Consider the following 21,423-nt stretch of genomic DNA (forward strand, 5'->3'; position numbering starts at 1 on the left):
GTCCTTTTGTGGTGAACCCCGGAGCCGCGCGAAGGCCGTCTGTGACCCTCGCACGCAGCCGGCCAGGGCGAAGAGCGGAGCGTCCCTTGCGGGCGAGTCCGAGGGGCACACAAAGGCCGACAAAGCGGTCCTGGAGGTGAACCCTGGAGAGCGTTTTAACGTTTGATGGGCAGGGCGAGCTCGTGGTCGCGGTAAAGTCGAGCGAAGTGTCGGCCGCTTGAAAAGTTGGTGTTATTGAGTACAAATTTAACGCCTATTGAGGTGGCAGGATACGGAAAAATGTGCGACATTTTTCCCGACGATCGAGGAACAAGCCCTCGATGCCTGCCGCAAGCGCCAGAGAGAGGGGCCAAAGGCCAATGGACGACGCGAAATTCGAGGTCCGGCTCGAGCCGGACCGGAAGGGTCGAATGGTGCATGCCCGCGTCAGCGCGGACGAATATGCGGAGATCGAAAAGGCTGCCAAAGCGGCCGACATGACGGTTTCGGGATTTTTCCGGTCGCTAATCCTCGAAGGCGCCGGCGTACGACCAATCCTGACTAAGGATGATCGGCTCGTCATGGCGCTGTTGCTGGAGGACATGCGCGCGATCGGCGTCAACCTGAACCAGGTGGCGCGATCAATAAACAGCGGCAAGACCGTTCACCCAAGCGAGATCGACATCAATCTTGGCAACGTGCAGCGCATCCAGGCGGCCGTTTTGACCGAGTTACGGTCGCTGGCGAAGCGCGCCGGCCACAAGCGGCGAGGGGAGGGATAAGGGGTGGAAATCTTCTTCGGCGCCTTTACGAGCGAATGGGAACAGCGCCGCGCGGCGTTGCTGCATGAGCTATCGCTTGGGCCAAAACGCCGATCGTCGGCCGAAGACGAAATGAAGCGTCGATTGAAAGCGATGGCCGCGCTGGGCGGTGGCGGTGGTGCTGGTGGCGGCGGTGGCAGCCAGCCGAAAATGCGGCGGACGGCCGCCAAGTCGATCTTCGCGGCCGAGACGCGGGCAGCAGCAGATGCGTCCCGTCCAATAGAAGCGCGGCTAGCGGCGGTTGCCCAGGGCAGCCAGCCCGCGGTTGTCAAAATGGCATCCTATGGCGCCGGCGCGAGGGTAGGGGCGATGCTGAATTATGTGTCGCGCGGCGGCGAGCTCGCTGTCGAGAACGAGAACGGCGAGCGCATCAGGAGCCGCGAGGATCTAGCGCTGTTGCGGGGAGACTGGAACCATCTGTTCCAGAACCGCGCAGAGAGCCGCGATATCGGCAGCTTCACCGTAGAGATTGCGACTGCGGCGGTTTCGTCAGACGAGGCGATGCATGAGCTGGTCAGGAACAGTTTGACGAGCGCGTTCGGCGATCGACGCTATGCTTACGCCGTTACGCGCCTGGCCGACGGCGCGTTGACGGTTCAAGGAGCGGTGGTACTCAGAAGCGGGCAGGGCGAGCGGCTGACTGGCGACGACAAGGCCGCCAGCATCATTCAAGCGCGATATGACGCGAGTGCGGCCGCTCAGGATGTGGCGGCGCGGTTCTCGTTCCAGGGCTACGGCAACGGTGTCGAGTATGGCGCCAGCAAATTGCGCAGCCTGGTCGAACGTCATGACGGCAACGTTCGCGATGACCGCGGCCAAGTCATCGGTGACGAAAAGCTCGCTGGCGACCTGGTGCAAAAGGAATGGCGCGGTGATCTGCACAGCCGCAAAGGCCGCGACGTGATGCACCTGATCATGTCGGCCCGGGCCGGAACGAATGTCGAGGCGTTTGAAAACGCTGCACGCGACTTCCTTGCCGAGCAGTTCGCCGGCCATCGCTATGTGTTTGCCATGCATGATCCGGCCAATGATCCGAAGGAAGAAGGCGAGGGGGGCAAGCGGCCACATGTCCATGCGCACGCGATCATCACCATGCGATCGGAATCGGGCGATCGGATCGAGACGACCCCTCAGGTGTTTCGAGAGTGGCGGGCCACAATGGCGCGGATGGCTCGGGCGCATGGAATCGCGATGGAGATGACCGATCGCCGCGAGTTCGCCAGTCCGCCCGCCTTCACCCGCAATCAGGTGAGGCCGGTGAGCAGTGAAGGGCGGACCGAGCACGTCGGGACCAGCGAGGCGGCACAGGGACGGTACGATGCCAAGCGGGGCGGACGGCGCAGTCTGGCGAAGGCCGAAAGAAGCCGGGAGTATGCCATAAAGGCAACGCAGAGTTGGCAGAAAATTGCACTCGTCAGCGGTGATCGACGTGTTGTCGCTTATGCAGAGCAGCAGCGGGATCACTTGACAGCAAGCCTCTCGACTGGTCTGGCCGAAGGGAGCGTAAATGTCATCCATGCAGATTTCGGGTCAAAATTCCGCGCCAATCTGGTAACATTGCAGAAAATCGTTTTGGAGGGTCAGGAGATGCGCGAGACAACGCGGGCAGAGTTTGAAGCTTATGAAAAGAAGGTCGAGACGGCTTTGTTCCGGCTAGAGCGGAGCGTCGGTCCGGACGAGCGAGCCGATTTTGATGAAGTCGCGTCTGTTGCTCGCGAGCATGTGAATGGCCGGCGCGAGCTCATAGAGCTTTACGAGATGAAGGGCCAGGCACAGGCGGAGCAGGGAACTGCGACCGGGCGAGACAAAGGCCGGGAGCGTCGAGACGATGCGAATGAACAGTGGGATGCGGCAGCCGCCAAACACGGTAAGGCGGTTGTCGAGGCGGCAAATGACGTTCTTGTGGACATCGAAACCAGTCGCGAGGGTTTGAATAGAATTGAGGCCGGGGAGCTTTCCAACGATCCAAGGGTATTCCGAGCAGATATTGAACGCGGACTGGCTCGCGCGGCAGAGCTTGCCGTCCAGGGCAACACCTATATGCGCGAGGTAGCCGAGAAGGATCCGGAGCTCAAGCGCGCCATCGAGGCGGCAGAGCAGACCCAAGAGCGGCCGGCAGAAGAGCAGGGCAAAACCCCTGCAAATGTCGATGCCGTGATCGAACAGCAGCGAGATCCTCGCCCCGAGGAGGCCGAGCGCCGGCCGGGCGAACCGGCCGAGCAGGCTCACGAACTGGCGTCGACCGTGGATGCTACAAATCGGCTGCAGGATAAGTTAAACAGGGACAAGGAGGCCGCACAACGCGGCGGTGAAACGACGCGGACCGATCCGGCGCAACAGCATATTCCTCGCCTCGAGGAGTTGGAGCGCGAGGAACTAGAAAGAAGGGAACGCGACCGCGACGACCGGGACCGTTAATGGACCATGTTTAATCGACAGGATTACGTTTACCAGAGCAGCGACCCGAAGGGTGACGAGGGGTTTGGCAAGGTATTTGCTATCGTCATCTGTGTCGTTTTCTTCCTGGGTGCATTGCAGGTTGCTTATGAAACGGTGTCTGGCTGGTACCAAAACTTCATGCAGTGGAGCAGCGAAACGCTGGCTTTTTTGGCCGGATTTTGGCCGTTCTGATAGTTGCGGGCCCCTGGCGCTCGAGTCTTATGCAAGGATGAGAAAATGGCAGACGATCCGAACCGGAATCCGACTGCTGACGAAATAGCCGGTATGCAGTGGTGGAATTCACTCACCGAGGCTGAGCGCGCGGACTGGCTGGCCCGGGCGGATTCGGCAGTGCCCGCCGAGGCTTGGGCAGCATATAAACGTCAAGAGCGGCTCACTTTACAGCCTGCTGCGGGGATCCACTAACGACGAAGAAGATAGGCTGCCTTGTGGCAGTCCACTGTACCGATCAGCGCTCGTCCGAGCTGCTTATCGCGCCGGCGGCAGAACGTCGAATAGGCCGGACGCGGCGCTCGTATTTCAACGTCGGTGTAACGGCTGCACGAATTCCGAGAAGTCACCGCGACCCCAGGGCCCAAATGTGCGGCGCCTTTTTTTCTCTTGACGCTTTGGTACGATGCCGCCTTCTTTAGGTAGATCATCATGCTCAAGCCTTTGCTCGATCCCGATGTTGCCGACGTGGCGCCGACGTCTTCGTTCCTGACTTATATCCGTCTTCTCGATGCAGCCGCTGAAAATGCGGACTGGAGGGAGGTCGCCAGGATCGTTCTACATATCGATCCAGAGAAGGAGCCTGAGCGGGCATTCAGGGCTTGGGAGACGCATCTCGCCCGCGCCCGCTGGATGACGACGAACGGCTACAGATATCTTCTGGCAGGCGGTGCGCCGCACTGAACGCTGTTGGACGGCGGTGGCGATGCTGTTAGTTCTAATACGCCTCCATCTCGAAGCGCCATCTTTTTGCGCGGAACAGGCGTCCAATCAGTGATCGTATCGGCATCCACGGCCACCGGCCTTCACGGTCACTATTCTATGGTCCTCGTCCACGCGCGTGACTTCGCCTGTAAGCTGTAGTTTGTCGCCTGGCTTGGCCTTCTTCGGTACAGGGATTGAATAGGGGAACCCGCAGGACGGGATGCTGACGCTGGCCCGTCCGTCATCCAGCAGCTTCAAGACGGTGACGGTTACCGCCACCTCATCGCCGATATTGATGTCTGAGATTTCCCACGCCATTCCATGATTCTGGAGCTGCCTCGGCGGTCGTCAAGATATTGCTAATAAGCAGCGCGCCAAGCTGCAGATTTTTCGCTGAGCTAGAAAGGGCGGCCGGCGCGAATCATGGCGCGCGCAATCGCGAGCTGCGCCTCGACCTTGGCGTTTTCCATTTGCGTCATGTTGTCGGCCGCGATCAGGAGCCGAAGCGAGCGCATGATCTCTCCGCGCGTCCAGCCCGCTTCCAACATGCAATCGACAATCGCCTGGAAGCCTGGCTCCATGGCCTCCTGGCAATCGATCTTGCGATCGGGATATTCATTCTGACTTTTTGGCAGGCTGATCATGTTTTCCCTCAAAGATAGCTTTCGCCGTCGGCGCGATGTTCCAGGCAGAACCAGCGCGATGGTTTCCTCGGCTTAGCGAAACCGAAACCGCCAAACTTACCGCAGCCCGGATGTTCGCAAACGTGGCTTTCAATCGGGCCGTGCGCTCGCAAGGGCTCGGACGTTTCAGGAAGCCGGATTTCGTCGCTCATAGCAGTGCAATCGGTTCGATCATATGTTGGCTATCGTTCGGCTCCCCGTCTTTGACGGTCGCGTTTACGTCCCGGCTCACCCGATAGAATTGCAGTTGGCCATCCAAACTGCCAAGCGACACCCGACCCGGTCGGCAGCTTTGCCAGGATTGTGAAAGACGTTCTTGCCGACTCTGGGGTGAAGCGTCCGCGACCTCAACTCCCCGGAGACGTTCCAGTCCGAAATTAAAGGCCTCGACAACAAGGATCACTGCGCCGGGTGAAGCTGGCGCACCATGGACCGAACCTTGTCCGGATCGATCCGTGCGTCGGCGCGTTTCGAATCCTTGAAGGCAGTGCCGACGATGAAGCCGTTGGCCTGTTCGGCCAGTTTCGCGATGCTCTTGTCGGTCACACCGCTGCCGACGAAGATCGGTACGTCCGCAACGCCCTGCAACGTCGACAGATCCGATTCGTCGATGGACATGCCGGTCGCCGGTCCCGTCACGATCAGCGCGTCGGCATGCGACCTGGATACGAGATCGGCCGCTTCCGCCCGGATCGAAAAGCCGACGGCCAGCGGAGAGGAGTGCTTGATGTCGACGTCGGCGAAGATCTTGATGTCGGCGCCGAACCGCACGCGGTCGCGCAGCAACTCGTAGGCGCGGCCTTCGACCAGTCCCTGGTCGGTGACGCGCGGCGACCCGAGAATGCAGACGCGGATGAATTCGGCCTCGATGGCGTGGGCGACGGCAAGGGCGGCGCGGCCGTCGTTGCGCAGCACGCAGACACCCAGCGGCACATCGTGGCGGTCCCTGATCATGCCGCCGATGCGGCTCATCCAGGCGATGGTCTCGCGCGGAACATTGTCCGGGAAAAACGGTGTGTCGCCGAAATTCTCGATCATGATTGCGTCGACGCCGCCTTCGGCGAGCGCCGCCGCGTCAGCGAGCGCCATTTCGGCGATTCTGCGGCTATCGCCGGCGTATCTGGGCGCGCCGGGCAGCGGCAGCAAATGGATGACGCCGACGATAGGCTTCTTGCCGTCGAAGCCTCTGATATTCATCACCATGACAGGTTCTCTCCCAGTACAAGCACCACTGTACGTCGACAGCGTTCCCGCCGTCGGTGCCGTAGAAATTCTGCCGGCGTTAGTCGCCGGACACTAACACAGTCGAAACAGGTCAGACATCAAAAGAATGGAATTTCGTGCGCCTGACTTTGTTCACCATAAATGATAGCCACACCAGATACTGTGCCATGTCCCGTTTTCGATGGTGTTGCTCCACGATCCGGTGCTAGATTGCTTTGCACATGAATGATGCTGAGAGCGGTCATGGCCGAATACAGGGTTGCATCAGTTTCCGATTTCGAGGACGGTAGCAAGCTGCTGGTCAGCATAGGCGGGACCGAAATTGGCATTTTCAGGCTTGGCGATGCGTTCTATGCCTGGCGCAACGTCTGTCCACATCAGGGCGGGCCAGTGTGCCAGGGGCTCATCTTCAAGCGGGTCATCGAGAATATCGATGCTGACCGTAAGCTTCATGGTCTGCTCTATGACGAGACGGTGCGCCACATAGTCTGCCCATGGCACGGCGCTGAGTTCGACATCCGCACCGGCAGCCACGCCGGCACCAAAAGGCTGGCACTCGATCCGATCGAGGCGGTGGTCCACAATGGGGAGATCGTGCTGCATGTCGATTGAAGGGCGCAACGATCCCTATGCCGAGGCAGAGGCGGCTGCCGAGCGCTTCTGGGCCTTGGCGCGGCAGGCGTTGGACGGCGGCGATGCGGATCGTATCTCCGACGAGGCGGTTCGCCGCGTCATGACCGCAGCGATCAAGCTCTATGCGGCGAAGGCCGATGGCGGCATGCGCACGTTCCGCGCGCTGGTGGGCGGCTATGACGAGGTGGTGACGCCAACCGAAGCGCTGACGGCGACGACCGAGATATTGCGCGCGTTGCGCCTCGGACCGATGGAGTTCGGGCTGTGGTCGCGGCGGCGGCCGGAAGACCATTACCTGACCGATCCCGACAGGTGAGACGATGGACAGCAAAACCGGCCATTCCAGCGACCTCAAGGACATCGATACCTGCACCGACACGCGCGAATATCTGCGTCACGCGCGCCAGCATGCCGAGGCGAACGGCTATTCCGACTGGACCATCGTCGATGTCGATGCCCACCATGTCGAGTCGATATCGTGGAAGGAGATCGTCCGCTACATTGACGATCCGGTGCTGCGCGACCAGGCCGAAGCCTATCACCGCGAACGGGTGGGCTCGCCGCCTTACGGATTGGTCGGCGATTTCGGCATGCGCTACCAGGATTGCGGCGGCCGCATTCCACACCAGTCCGATCAGCGCGAGAGGATCGAGCCGCGGCCGGGCATTCACCGCGATGTCGAACTGACCCGCCGCGCCATGCAGGGGCTGGCGGCTGCCTATATGGTGGTTTTTCCCACCTCGATGCTGATGCTCGGCATGCATCCGCAGCCACACATGGAAGTGGCTCTCGCCCGCGCCTACAATCGCTGGGTCGTCGACACGCTGCTAGCCGGCGACAACGGCATCATCGCCTTGCTCTATTTGCCGTTCAACACGCCGGAGGAAGCTTGCAAGGTGGTAGCGGAGCATGCCGGCAACGACAAGGTTGTTGGCTTCATGGTGACGTCGACCCGCTATAAGCCGGTGCACGCCAACGACTATATGCGGCTCTACCGGATGATCGAGGAGACCGGCAAGCCGATCTGCTTCCACGCCGGCTACCATTGGCAGGACCCGTCGCTGGCGACGATCCCCACCTTCCTCGGCATGCATGCGCTGGGCTTCGTCTGGTGCAACATGGTGCACATGACCAACTGGGTTCTGCAGGGCATTCCCGAGCGGTTCCCGGGCCTGAAGTCGCTATGGGTCGAAAGCGGGCTTGCTTGGATCCCCTTCCTGATGCAGCGCCTCGACGACCAGTTCCTGATGCGCCAGTCGGAGGCGCCGGCGCTTAAGATGCTGCCGTCCGACTATATGCGACAGCATTGCTGGTATTCCAGCCAGCCGATGGAGCGCAGCAACATGAAGGCGCTGGAAGTCACTTTCGAGATGATCGCAGCCGAAACTCAATTGCTGTGGTCCTCGGACTGGCCGCATTTCGATTTCGACACGCCGCGGGTCATCCACGATCTGCCGTTTCTCGGTGAGACCGCCAAGCGCAACATACTGGGCCGCAATGCACAGGCGTTGTTTCGCTTGCCCGACAGGCGTCCGCCTTCCCTGTGACGTCCAGCCACACCCTCAACCTGCCGCGCGGGCCGCCTCGTGGTACCGCCGCACCCGTTCGAGATCCTTGGCGTGCGTGCCCTCCCGGTCGGTCCTGGTCTTGGAATCGACACCCGCCGGCCGCACCAGGCGGATCGCCTCGGCGACATTGTCGGGACCGAGCCCGCCGGCCAGGAACACCGGTATCGAGACGAGCTCGACGATGCGGCGGCTGAGGCTCCAGTCATGGGTGATGCCGAGCGCCCCGACCTTGTTGTCGGCCTGCCGGATGCTGTCCAGCATGAGAATGTCGGCGATGCCGTCATAGCTGCGGGCGACCGCAAGGCTGTCCTCGCCGGAAACGGGTATGCTGCGCATCATCAGGCTCTCCGGCAGCTTCCGCTTCAGCGCCAGAAGATCGGCCGGCGACAACATCTCGGGGCGCGCGCCGAGATGCACGATCGCCGGGCGCAATTCACGCGTCCATGTCTCGATCCGGTCGATATCGCTGCTCAGAAAGAGCGCCGAAAATTTCGACGGCGGCGGGATGGCGGCGATGATCTCGGCCGCCGCGGCGACCGACAGCTCGCGCGGAAACTGCCCCGAGCCGACCTTGGCGCCAATATGATCGACGCCGATCATGGCGACGGCCCGCGCCTCCTCCGGGCCGGAGACTTCATAGATCTGTGTCAACATGGAAGGTTGCCTCTGCCTCCCCCCGGCGCATCTCGTTTCTTTCTCCGAGCAGACTTTGCAACGAACAACAAAGTTCATCCGGTCGACCTGATCGATCGGACGTCGCGCGGGTCACCCGAAAATTTTGACTACCTTTCCTCTCCAAGTGTCAAAGCACGCTAGAGAACCATAAAACAATCGTCAAGAGATTTTCTTTTTAGCATTTCGTAAAATAAGAAGGAACTTTTTGTTGTCGGATATATAGTTGCTGATGCTGCAATTTCGACATAGGGTGTCAGTATCTCGTTTTCACTTCTGTAGCGCAGTCACCAAGAAGGAAGTTTCGATGGGCGCGGCCGCCTCTTCCGCCAATTTCAACTATGGCTATCCGACGCCGGGCCCGCAAAGCCCGACCGGTCAGCAAGTGATGAACAATGACTTCTTCCTGTCCGGGACGCAGTGGAAGAAAGCGCGCGAGGAGGGCATATACGATCTGGTGGTCATCGGGTCGGGTTTTTGCGGCCTGGCGGTGGTGCACAAGGCCCTCGAGCGCGACCCCTTCTGCCGCATCTTGATGATCGAGCGCGGAACGTTCTTCCTTCCCGAGCACTTTCAGAATCTCCCGATCCCGTTCGTCGAGACGATGGGCGGCCTTGCCGAAACCTTTCCCTGGACGCTCTCGAGCATCACCGCCACGGGGCTGGAAGGCGGCTCCATCCGCTGGCAGCACGGCATGGTGCCCTTCTTCGGCGGCCGATCGACGCTGTGGAGCGCCTGGTGCCCGCGGCCGACCACGGAAGAGATGGAAGGCTGGCCGAAAGAGACAATCGCTGCTGCCAGGCGCCATTTCGAGGCGGCTGAAAAGCTGCTGCATGTGCAGCCGGCCAACAAGGTCGATGCGGACGTTGCTCCCGAGATGTTGTTGCGTCTGGCCAAGGAGCGTCCGGTCTACGGCCCGCTTCAGAACCGCATGCAGGCGCTGCTCAAGGAGGCGCCCGGCAAGATTGCCTCGATCTACAGGACCGAGCCGGCGCCGCTGGCGTCGGATGCGCAGTCGGTCGATGGTCTCGATTTCCAGAAGTTCGCGACGCCTGGCGAGGTTCTGGGTCACGTTAGATTGCAAAGCGACCGCGCCAAGGTCGGTCTCGGTGCGCCCTTCCACATTGTCGCGGGCTGCGTGGTCGAGCGGATCGTCCAGCAGTTCGGCGCGGCGACGGCGCTGGAGACGAGCATGGGCGTGCTGCCGCTTGGCGCGGCGAAGCTCATCCTCACCATGGGCTCGCTGCCGGCGGCGACGCTGGTCCGCAACGCGTTCCCGGACAGCGGCCTGGGCGATCGCTTCGCCTCGCATTTCACCTCGTCGATCACGGCGCGGGTGCCACGCAAGGACTTCGACCCCAACGGCGCTTTCCACGGGCTGCAGCTTGGCGCCTGCTATGTGGCGGGCAAGGACGGCAGCTACGCCAGGCAATTCCACATCCAGATCTCGGCGGTCAGCGACCCGGAGCCGGTGAAGAACGCCGGCATCGCGCTGCGCTACATGCCGGACGTGCTGACGACGGCCACGATGGCGCAGCTTCTGACCTCGCGCGATCACGTCATCTACCCTTGCGCGACCCTTGGCGAGCTCGACTGCCACAACCCGCAAACCTGGTACCGGGGCAATCCGGACGATGCCGATCCGACGACCAATTCGCTGCTGCAGGTCGTCGAGAACGCCGGCGACCGTTCCACCTGGGACACCATGGATGAAGCGACATTCCGGACGCTGGAAGATGTGCTCTCGCCAAAGGGGCCGACCCACCTCGAATACTGGCATGGCAGCGCCGATGCCGGCGAGTGGCGCCGGGAACGGCCGAACATCACCGAGCGGCGCAACACCGCGCTGGTGCATGACAGCTCGACCTTGCATATCGGGTCGAGTGAGGATGCGCCGGTCGACCTCGACTACCGGCTGCGCGCGGCAAAGAACATCTATGTCACGGGCGGCGCCTTGTGGCCGAAGGCTGGCTCCTGGAATCCAACCATGACCATGGTCGGTCTTGCCTTCGACCTCGTCGAACGGCTGGTACCTGAGTCCGACCGCAAGAAGGCGAAACGCAAGAGTTGAGAAACGAGTTGCTTGGACCACGATCCCGAACCGAAGGTCCTCGATGGTCAAAAGTGAGTGGATCTAGGTTTCACTTTAGGTGGAATTTGCTCTAGCTGGTTCAGTGGCGAAAGGCGCGTACGCCGGTGAACGCCATCGCAATTCCGGCCGCGTCGGCGGCAGCGATCACGTCGCGGTCGCGCGCAGCACTTCCTTGCTGGATGATCGCGGCGACGCCGGCCGCGGCTGCCGCCTCGACGCTGTCGGGAAATGGAAAGAAGGCGTCCGACGCCAGCACCAGTTGCAACGGCCGGGGTGCGCTCTCGCCGTGTTCAGCCAACGCTAGCTTGACGGCGCCGATCCGGCTGCTTTGTCCGCCACCGATGCCGAGCGTTTGCCGATCGCTGACCAGTACGACGGCGTTCGACTTGACGAACCTGACCACTTGAAAGCCGAACAGCATGTCGTTCAGCTCGAGCGGCGACGGCTGTCTGCTGGTGACGACGCGCAGATCGTCGATCGTCAGCGCCAATTGATCCACATCCTGCATCAAGATGCCGCCGCCGATCGAGCGGAACTCCGTGCAGCCGGGCGCGCCAACCGTGCCATTGACCAGCAGACGCAGATTGGGCTTTGCCGCCAATAGTTGCCGCGCCGCCGGCGTGGCGTCGGGCGCAATGACCACTTCGGTGAACACCTGCGACAGGCGTTCGGCGGTGGCGGCGTCGAGCGGGACATTCAAGCCGACAGTGCCGCCGAAGGCGCTCAACGGATCGGCGGCATGTGCCCTTTGATAGGCTTCGAGGCCAGTTCCTGCCACCGCGACGCCGCACGGAGCCGCATGTTTGACGATGACGGCGGCGGGCTCGGTGAAGCGGCAAGCTAGCGCGAATGCGGCATCCGCGTCGAGAAGATTGACATAGCTGAGCTCCTTGCCCTGCAGTAGCGTCGCCGTCGCCGCGCCGCAGCTCCGCGCGCCGGTCAGATATAGGGCGGCGCGCTGGTGCGGGTTTTCTCCGTAGCGCAGAATCTTGCGACTTGCAGCCGTCAGATGTAGCGCCTCCGCCGCGAAGGGATCGGCATCGCGCGCATACCAAGCGGCGATCGCGGCATCGTGCGCGGCCATCCGTGCAAAAGCCCTGGATGCCAGCGAACGGCGAAGCGAGGCGCTGACGGCGCCTTCGTTTGCGAGCGCGGCGATGACAGGCGCATAGTCTTCCACAGCGGTCATCACCACGACGCCATCGGGGTTCTTGGCGGCGGCGCGAACCATAGCCGGCCCACCGATATCGATCAGGTCCAGGGCACCGGCTTCGTCTTCCGCGGTAGCTTCGAACGGCCGGACGCCGGCAACCAGAAAATCGAAGCGGGCAAAGCGGTTGCTGCGCAATTCGTCATCGTGCTGCGGCCTGTCCGGGCGCGCCAGCAGACCGGCGAAGACGGCAGGATGCAGCGCCTTGACGCGACCGTCGAGGAGCGGGGCGACGCCGGTCAATTCGCCAATGTCGGCGACCCGCATGCCGGCCGCGGCAAGAGTGGCGGCGGTGCCGCCGGTCGAGAACAGCTCGACACCCAGATCCCGAAGGACCCGGGCGATTTCGACCACACCGTCCTTGTTCCAGACCGAAATAATGGCGCGGCGTGGCCTGGGATTGGACATCGGAGGCTTCCTTCCATGCGGCAGCGCTGCGGTTGCCGCTTGAACAATGCCAGTCCATGGACGGCCCGTGGACGAGCCATGAAACGGACTTCATCTAAACTATAAATTGAATATAGCGACGCTTCTTGTTAGTGTCATCATACTGCCTCAATGGAAACGGGAGACGTACGATCCCCAAACGCTGGTCGACCAAAGACCTTCGCGTCGTCGAAGCTCCCAAACCGGGGCGAAGTGGCCGTGGCGCGTTCGTTTTCACTGACGACTACTCTGTCTTTCATTTCAGCAAAATGCCCGACCAGATCCCCGACAAGGGCGAAGTGATCGCTCGCATGGCGGTGGCGACCTTGCGCGAGGCGGCAAAGGCCGGCGTTCCGACCCACCTCATCGCCTTCGACCCGCCGCGCTCGATCAATGTACGGTTGCTCAACGTCCTCGACCCGGCCCGAGACGAACTCCACGAGGGGGACCGCGCCCGCCTGGTCCCGCTGCAGGTGATCTACCGCAACATGTTGCCGCCAGGCGCGTCGGTCTATCGGCGGCTCGCGGCGGGCAATGTGACGCTTGAGGAACTGGGGCTCAAGACGTTACCGGAGGCCAACACTTGGCTGGAGCAGCCGATCATCGAATTCACCACCAAGCTGGAGGAGATCGACAGGTTCATCCCGGCCGACGAAGCGCGCGAGATCGCCAGGCTAGATGCCGGGGATTTTGCCATGGTGCGCGAGCTGACCCTGCACACCAATGCGGTGGTATGCGGCCTTGCCGCGCGAAGCGGTCTCATCTGCGCCGACGGCAAGGTCGAGTTCGGCATCGACGATGACGGCCGGATCATGCTGGTCGACGTCGCCGGCACGCCCGACGAGAACCGCTTCCTGCTCGCCGGCCGACATGTCTCGAAGCAGCCCTTGCGCGACTACTATCTGACGCATGACCTCGAGCGGCAGGTGCAGCAACTGGTGGCGGCCGGCGTGCCGCGCGAAAAATGGGCGAGGCCCGAACGGCTGCCCGCCAACCTGCTGGCCGCGGTCGCCGAAATGTACCGGGCGCTGTGCGAAAGCTGGACGGGCGAGACGGTGTGGGGCGCCCGGCCTCTCGATGAAACGGTGGAAGAGGTCGACCGGGTGTTGATCCGCCATCTGGCGGCGGCATGAGTTGCGGCGCCACGCCGGCGCCCGGCCTCTGCGGCAGCCGAGCTTGGTGACGCCGCGGTTCAGTCTGCCCTCGGTCTCTTCGCGGCGTGATCTGCCTCAAGGGCCTCGATCGCCCGACCGATATCGATCAGCCCGAAGCCGGTGGCCAGATTGGGATAGGGCGGACCCGACGGCGAGCCTTGCGCGGAGGTTCCGATGTCCACCTTGAACGCCGTGCGGGCAAGCATCTCCTTTACCGCTGCCTGGTTGAGCTTCCGGTCGACCTGGCGCAGCAACGCGACCGTGCCCGACACTTGCGCCGAGGCGGCGGACGTGCCGCTGATCACCACCCAGCCGTCGTCGGGAAAGCCGTCGTCGCCATCGGGAAACCGCCTCTCGGCCGAATAGCTGTCGATGATCGATCCGGGCGCGGTCGGCAGAGCGATGTAGACGCCGGCCGGCCACGGCCCGACCAAGCCGCAAAAGTCCGGCACGATCCGCCCGTCGAAAACGACGCTGCGATAGCCGCTGGCGTAGGTCGAGGCGATGATCTGGCCCTGCTCGTTGATATAGGCGCCGCCAACCCCGATGGCTTCGGGAATCTGCGGCGGGAACAGGATCTTTGCGTTGCCGGCGGCAAACACCACCACGCAGCCCTTGGCAATGGCGTCCAGCACCGCCGCCTGAACGGCTCTGTCATAGGCGGCGACAATGCTGCCGTCCGACGGGTTGCCCCAGGCATTCTGGATCACGTCCGGGCGCGGCTTCAGCGCCACCGCTTGCTTGAAGGCGGCCAACGAAGCGTCATCCGTCGTCTTGATCATGGTGACGCGCGCGCGTGGCGCGATGCTGACGATGTTGCCGCAGATCATCGTGCCGTGGCCAAGTGTGTCCACGTCAGGATCGGACGCACCGGGCCCGAGCACCACTGTGATCTCGGCGTTGCGCTGACGGAAAAACGGATGCTCGACATAGCAGCCGGAATCGACCACGGCGACGTGCGTGCCGCAGCCGGTCCAGCCGGCGGCAGCGGCGTTGACGCCGTTGAGAACGACCTGCAAATCGCCCGGTGCCCGCAGATGGAAATAGCCGGCTGGCGGCGGCAGTGGCGGTAGCGTACTGAATTCACTGGGGGCAAGTGCTGCCAGACCGCCGACAAGCACATCGGACGCCGGATCGCCAAGCCGCAGGCAGGTTGCATCGCCCATGCTCGCCACGCCGAAGCTTGCCGTCGGCCGCATCGCGTCGACGCTGACCGTGATGGTGAAATCATTGCGGGCTACGGGCGTAAGCCCGAGCGCGCTCAATGCCCCTTCGGCGGCCGCGAGCTCCACCGGGTTCGCCCGGAACGCTTCGAGATTGTTGGCCGTGGGAAGAGGGCCGTCTTCGAACAGATGGTGCCCATTCGCCAGCCGTGGCGCCGCTTCATAGAAGCTGGCGCGATTGCTCGTATTCGCCATGCCGTTCCTCCTCGGCGCAGTCCGCGTGTTTCTGTAAACTGAAACACAACAAGGCCGCTACATCTTCAGATGCTAAAACAACGCAGAACCCTCATCCACTTGACTGTGGAATATACCATCGATACTTGAGGAACGGTAGTTCACAATCTCCGAAAATCTCCAAGAAGGCCCTGAATTCTCACCTGAGAATTCAGGGAAGGGCAGCTGCCCGATCTTGATTGTTTCCCGGCGGTGTCAGACAACATGTTGCTCCCATGGCGATGGGGCCGCAATCGTTCAGACGTTCCCCGAGAGGACCACCCATGCCGCTGCGAACGGTGACCTGCCTCATCCTGCGTTCCTGCCGGCTGCTGCTGCAGGAACGGCCCGCCGGGCGAATCTGGGCGGGCATGCTCAACGGCCCGGGCGGCAAGATCGAACCTGGTGAGACCGCTGCCGAGGCAGTCGTCCGCGAGGTGCTGGAGGAGACCGGCCTGCGCGTCGTCGATCCTTCGCCGCGCGGATCGCTGACGCTGCTTTTCCCCGCGCCACAATCGCTGGAACTGAGCGTCGAAATTTTCGTCGCCACAGCCCTGGAAGGCGACGCCTTCGAACGGGAGGGGGCGCTGTCGTGGCACGCGCTCGACGCATTGCCTTTCGACAGCATGTGGGCGGACCAGCGCTATTGGCTGACTGCCGTTCTCGACGGCTTCAGCGTCGAAGGCACTGTTTGCTACGAGCTGGACAGCTTGCGTCTCACCCTGTGCGAGCTTGTTCTGCGGCAGCCGGCAACTGCGTGACCTTTGCAGGACCGTTGGCTACCCGCGTGAACCAGTGGCGGCGCACGACGCCGCGGGCCTGAAGCTCGTCGAGCCAGGCGCAGGCGCGCTCCGGTGTCTGTGTGACAGAAAAGCAGACCGGCCCCATGCTGCTCATGCCAATGGCGTCGATGCCATTGTCGCGGGCGTTGGTGACGACGTGATTCAGGTTCTCGTTCTGCAGGGCGATCTGGCGGCCCTTGAAGTAACTTTCGAAGGTGATGGCGTTGAGCGCATTGCAGAATGCTCCATAGTCCTGGTCGAGCACGGCGGGAGCAAGGTTCATCAGCACGATGTGGGCGGTGCGGCGGGTCTCCTCGATCGGGATCGGCAACGTCGACTGGAAGAACTTCAGTTCCGCATCGCCGTGGATGTGTCGCCCGGCCGGCAGGATCATCAGCAGCGGCCAGCTGGGGAAAGCTGCCGAGATCAACACCGGCGGCCGGCGGCCGGCCCCCGCATAGCGGCTCGGCAAGAGATATTTGTTGGGCGCTTCGGCAAAACCCGGCGGCGTTGCGTGGCCGCCATCGACAAGGAAGCCGCCGCGGTCGATCAGGTTGACCGTGCCGCCGGACGTGCCGGCACGCCCGGCGATGCCAGCCAGGCGGTCTGTGGTGACGTCCAGGCCATGGGCGGCCGCGAATGCCTTGCCGATCGACAGCAGGGTGTTGGTCTTGGAGCCGAACCCGGAATGGGTCGGTATGGGGCGATCGACGACGATTCTGACGCGCCCGCCGCCGAGCTCGCGGCGCAGCTTTCCGAGATAGTCGGCAATGTGCTCACGGTACTCCGATCCTGCATCATCGACCTCGACGATGTCGCGGTCGCTCGCGCAGACGCGGCAAGCAAAGCTTGGATCCTCGACCACCATCGACGCCATGCCGTTCTTCCTGCCGGTTGCTCCAGTCAGATCGATCAAGGTAAAGGAGAGGCGGCAGGGCGATTCGATGGCGACTGGCTGGAAGGACATGGCTGGTTTCCCGCGAAATCAGATCTTGATGACGATCGGTTCGTTCAGGCCCTCTGGCGGCCTAAAGTCGAATTCGAGGGCGACCTCGCCACGATCCATGGCGCTGCCCAGCGTGGTCCCTTCGACGCCGCGAAGCTGCAGGGTGATGGTCTCGGCGATCGCCCGCGTCCGCTCGCGAAAACAGTGGGGCGCATAGCGCAGTTCGATGGCGATCCGCAGCGTTATCTTGCCGACGTCGTCGTCACTTGCCTTCACTGCCATGACAGGCAGCGAGCCAATGGTCCGGTCCTTGGCGACTCGCACATTGGCGAACCAATCATAGAGGCGGATGTCGGCGATCGGCGACAGGATTTCGTTCAGCGGCCCTGAGAACAACAGCCATTCGAGTTTGCCGTTCAGCTTGCGGCGGATGGCGTTCTTCTGTTTGCCGAGGAAGCGGAAGGTCATGCTGGACAGGTCGTCACGGCGCGTGCGCCAGACCAGATCGCCGGTGTCGTAGCGGATCAACGGCTGCATCTGTATCCACGGTGCGAGGCCGGTGAGCACTAGGCGGCCGACGCCTTCCTCGACCGGCTTGCCGTCGTCATCGACGACCTCGCCGATGATCTGCGGGTCGAGCACGAATTCCTCGCTCCTGCCGAGACGCGAGGCGCCGCCGACGAATTCAGTCAGCGTGAAACGGTCGTTGAGGATCGCGCCCCAGGCATCGGCCAGGAAGTCGCGCCAATGGCTAGCGACGAGGTTGCCGGTGATGTTGACGGATTGCAGCCCGAACTCGCGCGGGTCGATGCCTTGCTCCATCAGGAAACTGGTGAAGAAGAGGATGTGGTGCTCAAGTCCCGACAGCACCGATATGCGATCGTTGTGGCCGGGAATACGGTACCTGGTTCTGAGCACGCGCACTGCATCGCGGATCAGCGTGTCGTCGGTGACGCCACCATGGAAGGTCTTGCCGAAACCGGGTATCGGCAGCGGCATACCATGGTTGACATTTGGAAACGACAAAGCGAGCGGCATCTTGGTGAACATCTTGCGCAGTGGCGCAAACATGCTGCCGAAATAGTCGCCGATGAAGGCGACTTCCGCATAGGATTTATAGACTTCGAGCGGCGTGCCGGTGGTGCCGGAGCTATGGCATATCTGGCGCAACTCCAACGTGTCGGAAACCATGGATTCGAGGTTTTCGACGACAGTCCTGCGGTCGATCACCGGCAAGGCAGTCAGATCGACGGGGTCGCCTGGTGTGATCGCCGGAAGCTCGGCATAGGCCGAATGCGCCCGATAGTAGGGCGAGTTGGCGCGGGCCTCGCGCAGCGTATAGCGCGCCAGCCAGTCATGCAGACAATTGAGCGTCGCGCGGTGCAAGGCGGATGCGCCGTTGGACCTGTAGAACAGTTCGGGAAGCGCCGTCGCCGATGGTGTCTCGACCATGGACAGGCGGCGTGCGAGTTCGCTGGCATAAGTCTCTGGCGACGGTTTCTTGGATATCGCCGTCATGCGGATCTGACCCCGGGAATCATCAGGCATGTTCGCCTAGTGAAGAAACAAAGATCGAGCAGCCTGCTGAACCCGCCCGCGCACTGAAATTTGCGCATGGCGGACCCCACGGTGCAATAGTTCCGGCCACGGACGACACCGCACGGACAACCAAAGATTTCAGTCGCGTCGGAACGGCCGGCGGTACCCGTCGTGCGTCAAGGGCAAATGCTTGAAATGCTGCAGTAATATTTGGACGTTGCTGATTTGCCATCCTGTGCACGACAAGAAGTCTGTCCGCCGGCCTTCCAATGGCCTGCCTGCTATGACGATTAACGGCTGAACCGGAAGGCTCCTGGTATTCCCGCCTCTGAGGCGGCTTCCGATGCCGCTTCCGACGCTGCCTCGGAAGCGACCTCACTGGCAGCTTCGCTGGCGGCTTCCATCGATGCTTCGGCGGCCGACTCGGCTGACACTTCGGCCGAGACTTCGGACGTCAGGTCCGCCGCCAGCTTCGACGCCGAGGTTTTGTCTATTTTCTGCGCAACCAGAGTGTCAGTAACCCATTTCACCACTTCTTCCATGACTTCCTCCTATGGTAGGCAGAAACAGCATACATCTTCCAGATGTCTCTAGCAACCTGCCGTGATCGCAATAAAATTTTTCTTTTTAAGAAAATAGGCTGTACTTGGAAAATCGACACGAAGTGCAATCGACCTGCGAAGGCGTTGTGTTCATTTGGTTTTCTGTTCTCGATGCTTTTTTAGTATCTACTAATCTTAGCGGGTTTGCGTAAGCACCGGCGTTGCCAACGTAGCTGAAGAATCTGCCGGCAAGGCGGAACCGTGCGCCGGATACCAGAGCCTTGGCGAGGATGATTGCCTTGCCTCGCCAACCACCTGCAACACCCGCGAAACCGGTGGGCGAGATCACCTGGACTTAACGATGAGGGCGGGGGCAGGTTGGGCGACACCCCGGCTGAAATATTTCTCGATGCAGATCAATTATTCATGGAACGGGTTGCACGTGCTAAGATCATCGGCGACGGTATAAATGTTGTCCAAATATCGCAGCTGGTCAGGAGGCACAGATGTTGAGAAGAGTTGTGAGTGAAGGCAGAGGCGTATCGACCGTTTTTGCGCTGCCCTGGCTTGTTGCCAGGGACTGCGGTTTCTTCGAGGAAGAAGGGATAAAGGTCGAGTTTCGCGAAAACCGTCAGCGACAGGCATTGCCGCTGACATCGATGGATCCGAACCAAGTGGATTCCATCCGCACCCATTCGCCGTTCGAGGACGGCGAGGTCAACATCTACCGGGCCTGCGAATGGGGTCAGATCCGTCGAGCCTTCGACAGCCGGCGTGGCGGCAAGGTGATCGGCAAGCGTTCTTCGGTTGCGGTCATGGCGATCGTTTCGGCGCCCGGCTCACGCTACACCTATCCGCAGACGCTGAGGAATGCGCCGATCTCGGTCAGCTACCACAACGGCAACCACTACGCGACGCTGCAAATGCTCGAAGGCTTTCTGCAGCGCTCTGAAATCGAAGTGATCGGCCAGCATCACGTCGACGGCTACAAGGCGGTGCAGAATGGCGAGGTCGCTGCTATCGCGTTGACCGAACCCTGGCTGACTGTCGCCGAGAAGCAAGGGTTTCAGAAGATCATCGAGACGCATTATTCCGGATCAGAGATTGCCGGTCCCGAGATCGACGACGAAACCTATGCCGCCTTGCGGCGCGCCGAGATCAAGGCGGTCCATGTCATAAACAAGGACAAGAGGAAGTGGCTGCATTATCTCGTCGAGGCGCTGCCCGAGGATGTGCGCGGCACGATCACGCCGGACGACTTCTATCTTCCCCGCCTGCGGTTCGTCAAGCCGGAACCCTATACTCGCGATGAGTTCGAGCGCGCCTACGCATGGATGCAAAGCTGGGATCTGATTGCCGGCGGCGCTTCCTATGACGACGTTGTCGACAACCGCATCGCCGCGAGCGAACTCAGAACCTGACCGCAGCGAAAACTGCGTAGTCACGCTCCTGCACAATGGCCGCCGGGTGCATTGTCCGCAGAAGAGAAATTTGCGTCCAGTCCCGGCGGTTGGCAACGCCGCGTCACCGAACGGACTGGTCGGCGCCGCAGTAAAGATCAAAGAGACAGAACATGAGCAGGGACGTCGAGAAGAGGCTGGTCGTCGGCTTGGACGGTGACGACACCTTGTGGCACAACGAGAACATATTGTGGTACGCCGAGCAGAAATTCCAGCAAGTCCTGCTCCACTACCTGTCCGCGGAGGATCTGAGCCACAGGCTGTACGAAACCGAAATGCGCAATCTCTCGCTGTTCGGGTATGGGGCAAAAGGCTTTGTTCTCTCCATGATCGAGACGGCGATAGAAGTGACCGACGGTCGCATCGCAGTCGCCGACATACAGTCTCTTATCGGCCTACTCAAGGACATCATCTGGCATCCGGTGCATCTGATCGACAGTGCGGCACAGGTGGTGGACGAGCTGTCGCGAAGCTACAAGCTAATCCTGATTTCGAAAGGCGAGCTCTTCCACCAGGAGCACAAGGTGGCGAGATCCGGCCTGGCCGATTTCTTCAGCGGCGTCGAGATCGTTTCGGAGAAGGACCAATCCGTCTATGCGCGAATTCTGGCGAAGTACGACGTCGACCCGTCGAACTTCGTCATGGTGGGGAATTCGCTGCGCTCTGACATCGACCCGATCCTGAAGCTCGGCGCGCGCGCCATACACGTCCCATACGAAATCACCTGGAAGCATGAGGGCCAAAGCTCACTCGACCCCAACAACCGCACCTATGTCCTGTGCAATTCGCTCACCGAGGTCGCAGACGCCCTCCGAGAGATGGAAGGCATGGATTGACGTCTGACGCATCGACCCCGAAAATTGGAATCGATTTCCGGAAAG

The 21,423-nt window shown here is 61.6% G+C and carries 23 protein-coding genes; 13 read left to right on the forward strand and 10 right to left on the reverse strand.

Annotated elements, in window-relative coordinates; genetic code table 11:
* The first annotated feature begins 359 nt into the window (after positions 1-359).
* The 5 genes from NKH03_RS17615 (at position 360) to NKH03_RS17635 (ending at position 4,154) form a co-directional block, all read left to right on the forward strand.
* On the forward strand, positions 360-761 hold the full coding sequence (locus tag NKH03_RS17615) for a MobC family plasmid mobilization relaxosome protein (RefSeq protein ID WP_352695716.1): 402 nt from the start codon (positions 360-362) through the stop codon (positions 759-761).
* 3 nt (positions 762-764) lie between these two features.
* Complete coding sequence (locus tag NKH03_RS17620) at positions 765-3,218, forward strand: relaxase/mobilization nuclease domain-containing protein (RefSeq protein WP_352606496.1); 2,454 nt, start codon at positions 765-767, stop codon at positions 3,216-3,218.
* 6 nt (positions 3,219-3,224) lie between these two features.
* Positions 3,225-3,431: a hypothetical protein gene (locus tag NKH03_RS17625; RefSeq protein ID WP_352606494.1), complete on the forward strand. Its 207-nt coding sequence runs from the start codon at positions 3,225-3,227 to the stop codon at positions 3,429-3,431.
* A gap of 45 nt (positions 3,432-3,476) precedes the next feature.
* Positions 3,477-3,665: a hypothetical protein gene (locus tag NKH03_RS17630; protein ID WP_352606492.1), complete on the forward strand. Its 189-nt coding sequence runs from the start codon at positions 3,477-3,479 to the stop codon at positions 3,663-3,665.
* 237 nt (positions 3,666-3,902) lie between these two features.
* On the forward strand, positions 3,903-4,154 hold the full coding sequence (locus NKH03_RS17635; protein ID WP_352606490.1) for a DUF2285 domain-containing protein: 252 nt from the start codon (positions 3,903-3,905) through the stop codon (positions 4,152-4,154).
* Positions 4,155-4,241: 87 nt separating this feature from the next.
* Here the strand turns inward: NKH03_RS17635 and NKH03_RS17640 are convergent, their stop codons facing one another.
* The 4 genes from NKH03_RS17640 to NKH03_RS17655 form a co-directional block, all read right to left on the reverse strand.
* Positions 4,242-4,493 carry a hypothetical protein gene (locus tag NKH03_RS17640; RefSeq protein WP_352606488.1) on the reverse strand — a complete coding sequence of 84 codons (252 nt, stop codon included), beginning with the start codon at positions 4,491-4,493 and terminating at the stop codon, positions 4,242-4,244.
* 80 nt (positions 4,494-4,573) lie between these two features.
* A complete protein-coding gene (locus tag NKH03_RS17645; protein WP_352606486.1) occupies positions 4,574-4,819 on the reverse strand; it encodes a hypothetical protein in 246 nt (81 codons plus the stop codon).
* An 8-nt stretch (positions 4,820-4,827) separates the two neighbouring features.
* A complete protein-coding gene (locus tag NKH03_RS17650) occupies positions 4,828-5,010 on the reverse strand; it encodes a hypothetical protein (protein ID WP_352606484.1) in 183 nt (60 codons plus the stop codon).
* A gap of 247 nt (positions 5,011-5,257) precedes the next feature.
* Complete coding sequence (locus NKH03_RS17655; RefSeq protein WP_352606482.1) at positions 5,258-6,061, reverse strand: BtpA/SgcQ family protein; 804 nt, start codon at positions 6,059-6,061, stop codon at positions 5,258-5,260.
* Between the two features lie 264 nt (positions 6,062-6,325).
* Here NKH03_RS17655 and NKH03_RS17660 point away from each other — a divergent pair, with 264 nt between their 5' ends.
* From NKH03_RS17660 to NKH03_RS17670, 3 genes are read left to right on the forward strand one after another with little or no spacing between them, the layout of a single operon-like run.
* Entirely contained in the window at positions 6,326-6,694 is a 369-nt protein-coding gene (locus NKH03_RS17660; protein ID WP_352606480.1) for a Rieske (2Fe-2S) protein, read from the forward strand.
* The gene (locus tag NKH03_RS17665; RefSeq protein ID WP_352606478.1) at positions 6,684-7,031 is read left to right on the forward strand and encodes a hypothetical protein; all 348 of its coding nucleotides are present in this window, start codon (positions 6,684-6,686) and stop codon (positions 7,029-7,031) included. Before NKH03_RS17660 ends, NKH03_RS17665 begins: the two co-directional genes overlap by 11 nt.
* Positions 7,032-7,035: 4 nt before the next feature.
* A complete protein-coding gene (locus tag NKH03_RS17670) occupies positions 7,036-8,262 on the forward strand; it encodes an amidohydrolase family protein (RefSeq protein WP_352606476.1) in 1,227 nt (408 codons plus the stop codon).
* 15 nt (positions 8,263-8,277) lie between these two features.
* On the opposite strand, the gene NKH03_RS17675 is transcribed toward NKH03_RS17670, so the two are convergent.
* On the reverse strand, positions 8,278-8,937 hold the full coding sequence (locus NKH03_RS17675; RefSeq protein ID WP_352606474.1) for a phosphoribosylanthranilate isomerase: 660 nt from the start codon (positions 8,935-8,937) through the stop codon (positions 8,278-8,280).
* Positions 8,938-9,262: 325 nt separating this feature from the next.
* On the opposite strand from NKH03_RS17675, the gene NKH03_RS17680 reads away from it, so the two are divergent.
* Positions 9,263-11,026: a GMC oxidoreductase gene (locus NKH03_RS17680; RefSeq protein ID WP_352606472.1), complete on the forward strand. Its 1,764-nt coding sequence runs from the start codon at positions 9,263-9,265 to the stop codon at positions 11,024-11,026.
* Positions 11,027-11,126: 100 nt separating this feature from the next.
* On the opposite strand, the gene purH is transcribed toward NKH03_RS17680, so the two are convergent.
* Positions 11,127-12,665, reverse strand: a complete 1,539-nt coding sequence (gene purH, locus NKH03_RS17685; RefSeq protein WP_352606470.1) for a bifunctional phosphoribosylaminoimidazolecarboxamide formyltransferase/IMP cyclohydrolase — start codon at positions 12,663-12,665, stop codon at positions 11,127-11,129.
* Positions 12,666-12,796: 131 nt separating this feature from the next.
* On the opposite strand from purH, the gene NKH03_RS17690 reads away from it, so the two are divergent.
* Complete coding sequence (locus NKH03_RS17690) at positions 12,797-13,816, forward strand: phosphoribosylaminoimidazolesuccinocarboxamide synthase (protein ID WP_352606524.1); 1,020 nt, start codon at positions 12,797-12,799, stop codon at positions 13,814-13,816.
* Positions 13,817-13,875: 59 nt separating this feature from the next.
* Here NKH03_RS17690 and NKH03_RS17695 read toward each other — a convergent pair whose 3' ends face one another.
* Positions 13,876-15,255, reverse strand: a complete 1,380-nt coding sequence (locus tag NKH03_RS17695) for a S8 family serine peptidase (RefSeq protein WP_352606468.1) — start codon at positions 15,253-15,255, stop codon at positions 13,876-13,878.
* 302 nt (positions 15,256-15,557) lie between these two features.
* Here NKH03_RS17695 and NKH03_RS17700 point away from each other — a divergent pair, with 302 nt between their 5' ends.
* Positions 15,558-16,034, forward strand: a complete 477-nt coding sequence (locus tag NKH03_RS17700; protein WP_352606466.1) for an NUDIX domain-containing protein — start codon at positions 15,558-15,560, stop codon at positions 16,032-16,034.
* Here NKH03_RS17700 and NKH03_RS17705 read toward each other — a convergent pair.
* The 3 genes from NKH03_RS17705 to NKH03_RS17715 all read right to left on the reverse strand — a co-directional run bounded on the left by NKH03_RS17705 (position 15,991) and on the right by NKH03_RS17715 (position 19,082).
* Positions 15,991-17,022: a beta-ribofuranosylaminobenzene 5'-phosphate synthase family protein gene (locus tag NKH03_RS17705; protein ID WP_352606464.1), complete on the reverse strand. Its 1,032-nt coding sequence runs from the start codon at positions 17,020-17,022 to the stop codon at positions 15,991-15,993. The two genes, NKH03_RS17700 and NKH03_RS17705, sit on opposite strands and share 44 nt — an antisense overlap.
* Before the next feature lie 18 nt (positions 17,023-17,040).
* Complete coding sequence (locus NKH03_RS17710) at positions 17,041-18,549, reverse strand: phenylacetate--CoA ligase family protein (protein ID WP_352606462.1); 1,509 nt, start codon at positions 18,547-18,549, stop codon at positions 17,041-17,043.
* A gap of 281 nt (positions 18,550-18,830) precedes the next feature.
* On the reverse strand, positions 18,831-19,082 hold the full coding sequence (locus tag NKH03_RS17715) for a hypothetical protein (RefSeq protein WP_352606460.1): 252 nt from the start codon (positions 19,080-19,082) through the stop codon (positions 18,831-18,833).
* A gap of 506 nt (positions 19,083-19,588) precedes the next feature.
* On the opposite strand from NKH03_RS17715, the gene NKH03_RS17720 reads away from it, so the two are divergent.
* Together NKH03_RS17720 and NKH03_RS17725 are read left to right on the forward strand one after the other, a co-directional pair.
* The gene (locus tag NKH03_RS17720) at positions 19,589-20,503 is read left to right on the forward strand and encodes an ABC transporter substrate-binding protein (RefSeq protein WP_352606458.1); all 915 of its coding nucleotides are present in this window, start codon (positions 19,589-19,591) and stop codon (positions 20,501-20,503) included.
* Between the two features lie 152 nt (positions 20,504-20,655).
* On the forward strand, positions 20,656-21,378 hold the full coding sequence (locus tag NKH03_RS17725) for an HAD family hydrolase (protein WP_352606456.1): 723 nt from the start codon (positions 20,656-20,658) through the stop codon (positions 21,376-21,378).
* Positions 21,379-21,423: the final 45 nt, after the last annotated feature.

Source organism: Mesorhizobium sp. M1406 (assembly GCF_040317555.1).
Taxonomy (GTDB): domain Bacteria; phylum Pseudomonadota; class Alphaproteobacteria; order Rhizobiales; family Rhizobiaceae; genus Mesorhizobium.